The sequence below is a fragment of the Fibrobacter intestinalis genome (assembly GCF_900167415.1).
Lineage (GTDB): Bacteria > Fibrobacterota > Fibrobacteria > Fibrobacterales > Fibrobacteraceae > Hallerella > Hallerella intestinalis.
Genome location: NZ_FUWU01000040.1, coordinates 1 through 5294, shown reverse-complemented (window position 1 = coordinate 5294; position 5294 = coordinate 1). Strand labels below are relative to the sequence as shown.

4 protein-coding genes and 1 pseudogene are annotated in these 5294 nt (G+C 49.5%); all 5 read right to left on the bottom strand.

Translation table 11 applies throughout. From position 1 onward, the window contains the following. Positions 1-320 (bottom strand): annotated as a pseudogene (locus tag B5D40_RS15690) (EndoU domain-containing protein); the annotation flags it as partial. Next, positions 310-1062 (bottom strand): DUF4417 domain-containing protein, encoded by a 753-nt coding sequence (locus B5D40_RS10620; RefSeq protein ID WP_078776880.1) that lies wholly within the window; start codon positions 1060-1062, stop codon positions 310-312. The pseudogene B5D40_RS15690 and the gene B5D40_RS10620, both read right to left, overlap by 11 nt. 976 nt (positions 1063-2038) lie before the next feature. Next, complete coding sequence (locus tag B5D40_RS10615; RefSeq protein ID WP_078776879.1) at positions 2039-2851, bottom strand: metal ABC transporter permease; 813 nt, start codon at positions 2849-2851, stop codon at positions 2039-2041. A 34-nt stretch (positions 2852-2885) separates the two neighbouring features. Next, positions 2886-3563, bottom strand: a complete 678-nt coding sequence (locus B5D40_RS10610; protein ID WP_078776878.1) for an HAD family hydrolase — start codon at positions 3561-3563, stop codon at positions 2886-2888. Next, a complete protein-coding gene (locus B5D40_RS10605; RefSeq protein WP_073301982.1) occupies positions 3560-4864 on the bottom strand; it encodes a deoxyguanosinetriphosphate triphosphohydrolase in 1305 nt (434 codons plus the stop codon). The genes B5D40_RS10610 and B5D40_RS10605 overlap by 4 nt, the downstream gene beginning before the upstream one ends. Between the last annotated feature and the right edge of the window lie 430 nt (positions 4865-5294).

Sequence of the window (5294 nt, the reverse complement as noted above, 5' to 3'; positions counted from 1 at the left end):
TAAACGCCATGCTTGTCGGAGGGCGACCTTGTTCCCGGTGTTATATGACCTTTGGCGTTTTCAACGCCTTCATAGTGGTATCCCACAGCCTTGCCTTTGTCGTTCACCTCTCCTTCAAATATATGTTTTATCGCCCCTTCTGTAAAGCGTTCGGTGTTCCCCAAATTCGAGAGGACCTCTTTTGGATATTTGGAATGGCCAAATTCCTCTTTAAGCCTATTCTCGATTTCTTGGACCTTGGCTCCGTATTCCAGCGATTCGATGCTTTCTTGCGGCGAACCCGAAGTCCCGTGACACAGGCCGGTGTTGCTACTTCTCATTTTTACCTCCTTTCGCTTGCTTCTTTTTATGCTTGTTTCGAATTTTCAATATGTTGTCTGGAATGACGATTTCAATCCCTTTTTGGGCTGCGTATTTGAAAATCGCCAAAGCCTTATCGTTGGCCTTGCAGACATCGTAAACGACGATTTTCTTAATGTTCAACGTATCTACCGTTATTCGAACGGCTTCCATGAGGATCTTCCGTTCTTCGGCATTGTTGATGTAGCATTTGGTGCTGAACGCCACGACGCTGCACTCTTTCAGCCCTTCCAACACAAAAGGCAGAAAATCCAGGCTGGGGAACGTTATCAAGGGGATCACGCATATTCCCAATTCGATTGTAAGCCACAGGGAAATTACCCGCGAACGTTTCAGCCGGTAGAGATTTTCCAGCAGGTCCACGTCGCCGCATTCCGAACAGTCCGGAGCAATAGCGAACCGCACACCTTTGAAACGTTTTTTGAAATTTCGCAAGTCCTTGCGGTTGTTGTAATAAATGGCATTGTAAAGGCCGTATTGGCCGTCGAACACATCGTCAAACTGAAAATAGGCGACGGCGTTTTTTTCGGTACGGTGATAATCCCCGGTCTGCGAATAGAGTGCTATGTAATCGGGAACGATTTCGGTATTGCACTGGACGCAGGGAAGTTCCAAGCGTCCGCTTTTGTGAGTCTTGTTGGTGTAATCCAAGTAGTGGAGTAACAGACGCTTTTTCTTGAGCTGATTGGGCATTCTTTTCATAACAAATTATCATTGCCTTGCGGCGGAAAAATGTTTGGATTGTATTTGAAGGTAACAATCCTTAACCTGTCGGACGGTCCGCCCGACATTGGTGTCAAAACACGATGTTATTCATTCTACGGTCTTATATTTGCCTCCTTTGGGGCTTTTGTTTTTTCGTCCCTTTCGGCAATAAGAAAGTAGGGCGTTTTTTTTCAGAAAAGGTCACCACAAATAGTCAAACGGTCGCTTTCGTCGTTCTATATTAAAGAAAACAGCAGGGCGGGTGGATAAAGGTTGTTATACATCACCCCGAACCGTATTTCGTCGTTGCGAACGTAGTGAAGCAATCTTCGGATGCGCAAAAGTTTGCCGTCCACATAGTGGATCACTCAACTAGGGCAAGAAATTGCCAAGTTTCGTAAGTGCCTGCGTCTCATGACGGGAAAGCCTAAGGCAGCAATGACGATTTAGCTTCGCTAGAGGTGAAATGTTGTGCGATGTGTCGCAACTCATTTTTAGAGGCGGCCATCACAGAATCTGGCAATCAATATTTTGTCAAAAGACGACATCCTTAACCTGTCGGACAATTTGCCCAACAACGTGATTAAAGCGCGATGACGTTCGCTCTATGATTTTAAGATGAACTCCTTTGAATTGCTCCGGATTGACTCTTGTCCCTGTTTGTGAAGGTGGACGTCTTTTGGGGTAAAAAGGCGTGAAGTTGCTTCTCGTGCCAATCTGTTCTGTGGATACCACACCCTTTGACTGAATAAAAACAAACAACTCCCACCCAATGGGGCGTAAGCGCTTGTCTTATTCTTCAGTCAGTTGAAAGTGGTAGTTTCAGAACAGAGGATAAGAGTCGAATCTCAAAATTTTCCGGTCGTTTGAAAACACCCGCCCTGCGGCAGAAATTTCCAAACAATGCCAAAGGGAAATATAGATTTTTTTCCCAAGTTAAGGAATGGCAGCCTTATTCCCCACAAATAACGGGCTACCGTCTAACCGCCAACAAACGCCGGAGAGCCGCATTCCCCGCATAAAGCGCAACACTCAACAGAATAATGACCGGACCGACGGTAAAATTCATCTGGTAAGCCAAAAAGAGACCGCCCAAAGAAAGCACAAGAGAAAATACACAAGAGAGGAACATCATCTGCTTGAGATTTTTGGCATGGCTTTCCGCTACATACGCGGGAATCGTCAAGAGCGCAATGACCAGAATCAAGCCGACAGTCTGCACCGCCATCACGACCGTGCAAGCGATCATCGCCATCAAAAGCATATAGAGCCGCAGCACGGGAACGCCCCGAACCCGGGCAAATTCCGGATCATGAGATATCGCAAGAAACTGGCGAAAGAACAACGCCGAGACTGCCAGAATCCCGACGGTGAGCATCGTCATGCCAAAGAGAAGTTCCCGCGGAACCGTCAAGATGCTCCCGAAAAGAAAGCTCATCATGTCACCGCTGTAACCCGGCGTCAAATCCGTCAAGATGACGCCCATCGCCATCCCGCCCGCCCAAATCACGTTGATGAGCGTGTCGGAGCGTTCGCGGCGAGTCCATGTCAAATATCCCATGATCAGCGCGCAGACCAAAGCCACGCCCAAAGCCCCCAGCATCGGGGAAAATCCGAAAAAACAGGCCAGCCCGATGCCCCCAAACGAAGCATGAGCGACCCCGCCCGCCGTTCCCGCAATTTTATTCACCACGACATACGAACCCATCACCCCGCAAGCGATAGCGACAAGCACGGCGGCAATCAAAGCATTTTGGACAAATTCAAACGAGAACATTTCCAGCATACGCGGCAAAGATAGTTTTTATCAGCCCGATTTTTCAGGAACGAGTCAAAAGACGCGGAAGTTCCATCAGGTCGGCGATTCGCGCATCGGCAAGCGCAGATTTTTCGGAGTCCGGATTCACCCAGATTGTTTTCCAGCCACGCCGAGCCGCAGGTTCCAAATTTCGGGCAGAGTCGTCCAAAAGGATTATCCTCGAAGGGTCCCGCCCATCCCATACGCCGTCTTCCCGCAAGACGGACTCCATTTTTTCGTAAGCCGCCATCTGCGGCTTCCCTTCCCAGTTCAAATTTTCCAAGCCGACAATGCGCACAAAGCAACCCAAAATTCCCATGCGCAAAGATCCCTCACGGCTCCAATCCGAGCGTCCATTCGTAAAAATGTAGCGCGCGCCCCAAAGCGATTGCAGCAATTCCCGTTTTTGCGGAGCTTCTTCGGGATAAATCAAATTTTCGGGCTGGTGGATAAAATCAAAGAAATCATCGGGATCCACTCCGAATACCCGACGAAGACCCGAGAGAGTCGTGCCAAAATCATTCCAGTAGTCCTTGCGGATTTTCTGCGCTTCTTCCAAAGAGCAGCCGGCAATTTTCTGCACATACAGCGAAATCCGGCGATCCAGCGAATCGAGCACGGCCCTTTCCGCCTGAGAATAGAGAGTCAGGTCGTAATCGAAAAGCCAAACGCAGGATGCGTCGTTTTGAATGCCGGTCATTGCACAAGACCGCTGATCTGCCGCGCCAGATAGGAGGCGTAATTGTCCGTCATCCCGCTCACAAAATCGAGAACCTGGTGGTAGGCCTCCAAGGGGGTCACCGACTGCCCGATTTTCGCCTGGCCAATAAGACGCACAATGCGAGACGCCCGATAAGAGGATTTACCGAATTTGCGGAACTCGTAAACGCCGCTCACAAAAGCATCCAAAACCGTACTGAGGGTCGTATAGCTGCCCACTTCCAGCTCTGTTTTTCGGCGATCCGGATAAATGCGCTCCCTGCCGAGCCTTTTCGCAATGCGGATTCCATTCACCGCATCGGAATCGGCAAGGTCCAGCAAGGTTCCCCGCAATTCGCCGTTCATGATTTCGGGATAATGATTCACAAAGACCTGCGCCACGTCGTCAATCAGGTTCTGGACGGCAAGCCCCCGGACGCTCGAAAGAAAATCCCGAAAATTCTGTCCGCTTTCATTGTATTCCTTGTCGATATCCACTTGCGGACCGCAAAGATATTCGAACATATTCCGGACATCGGCGAACTGGAGAATGCCAAGCTCTATAGCGTCTTCCACATCGAGAATGCAATAGCAAATATCGTCCGCGGCTTCCACCAAGTAGCTGAGCGGGTGCCGCATCCATTTGCCGTTTTCCATTTCCGGAATTCCAAGCACGTAGGCCATGGCACGGTAATCGTCCGCTTCCGTCTGAAACAGGCTGGCCGGCGTTCCATAGCAAGAAAGATACGGATACTTCATCATCGACGCGACAGTCGGATAAGTCAGGCGCATTCCCCCGTCCAGAAAATGATATTCCAATTTCGAAAGAATCCGAACGCCCTGCGCATTGCCGTCAAAATTTTCAAAATCCTTCATTTCCTTGTCGCTAAAATCCCGGAGCGGCGCAGAGTCCCGATTCTTTTTGAACCAGTCGCGAATCGCCGCCTCTCCCGCATGGCCAAAAGGCGGATTGCCGATGTCGTGGGCGAGAGCCGCGGACTGCGCAATAGTCCCCAAGTGGTAGGCGTTGAAATTTTTCGGGAACTCGTTTTTGATTTCGTTGAAAACGGTGATCGCCAAACTGCGAGCGACGCTGGAAACCTCGATGGAATGGGTCAATCGGCTGTGGACATGGTCATTGACCGAAAACGGATGCACCTGCGTCTTGCGCCCTAATCGGCGAAACGCCGTCGAAAAAATAATGCGGTCGTAATCCCGGTGAAAATCGGAACGGTTCGGATCCAAACTGGCCGGATGCCCAAAACGGGTCGCCGAAAGAAGAGTTTCCCAATTCAATAGCATGGCGACAATTTAAAAAAAGAGCGAGAGATTTACAGAAAACGAGTAATTTGAAGCAAAGCTTCCTTGCACAAGCCAAAATTAGAAGGCTTATTTGAAAGTCGGGAGTTGGAAATATAGGAGAAACGGCTAGCCAGAATGCAAAACACCTCGCAACCCGCGAGAAAAATCACTTTGAGAAAAAACGTTCCTCTTTAAAAGGGAGTTCAGCTTGTGAAAAAGACTATATCCCCTCTCGCGACGTAACACATCTCATTCCGCCCCAGAATCCAAAATTTCCCACCGCCAAGCGTGGCGGGGGATAGGGTGAAGGGAAAAGGGGCCACCCATGAAGTCTTAAGAGTTTTACTCTTTTAGACGAATTGTCCCTGGAAGGGAGCCTTTGCAAAAGCGTGCAAGGCGAATGTTGCGCCGCAAGCTTGCTTGCAGGCAT

Coding starts and splice junctions, on each gene's coding strand:
- B5D40_RS10620 (WP_078776880.1), bottom strand. CDS start 1,062: ATGAAAAGAATGCCCAATCAGCTCAAGAAAAAGCGTCTGTTACTCCAC.
- B5D40_RS10615 (WP_078776879.1), bottom strand. CDS start 2,851: ATGCTGGAAATGTTCTCGTTTGAATTTGTCCAAAATGCTTTGATTGCC.
- B5D40_RS10610 (WP_078776878.1), bottom strand. CDS start 3,563: ATGACCGGCATTCAAAACGACGCATCCTGCGTTTGGCTTTTCGATTAC.
- B5D40_RS10605 (WP_073301982.1), bottom strand. CDS start 4,864: ATGCTATTGAATTGGGAAACTCTTCTTTCGGCGACCCGTTTTGGGCAT.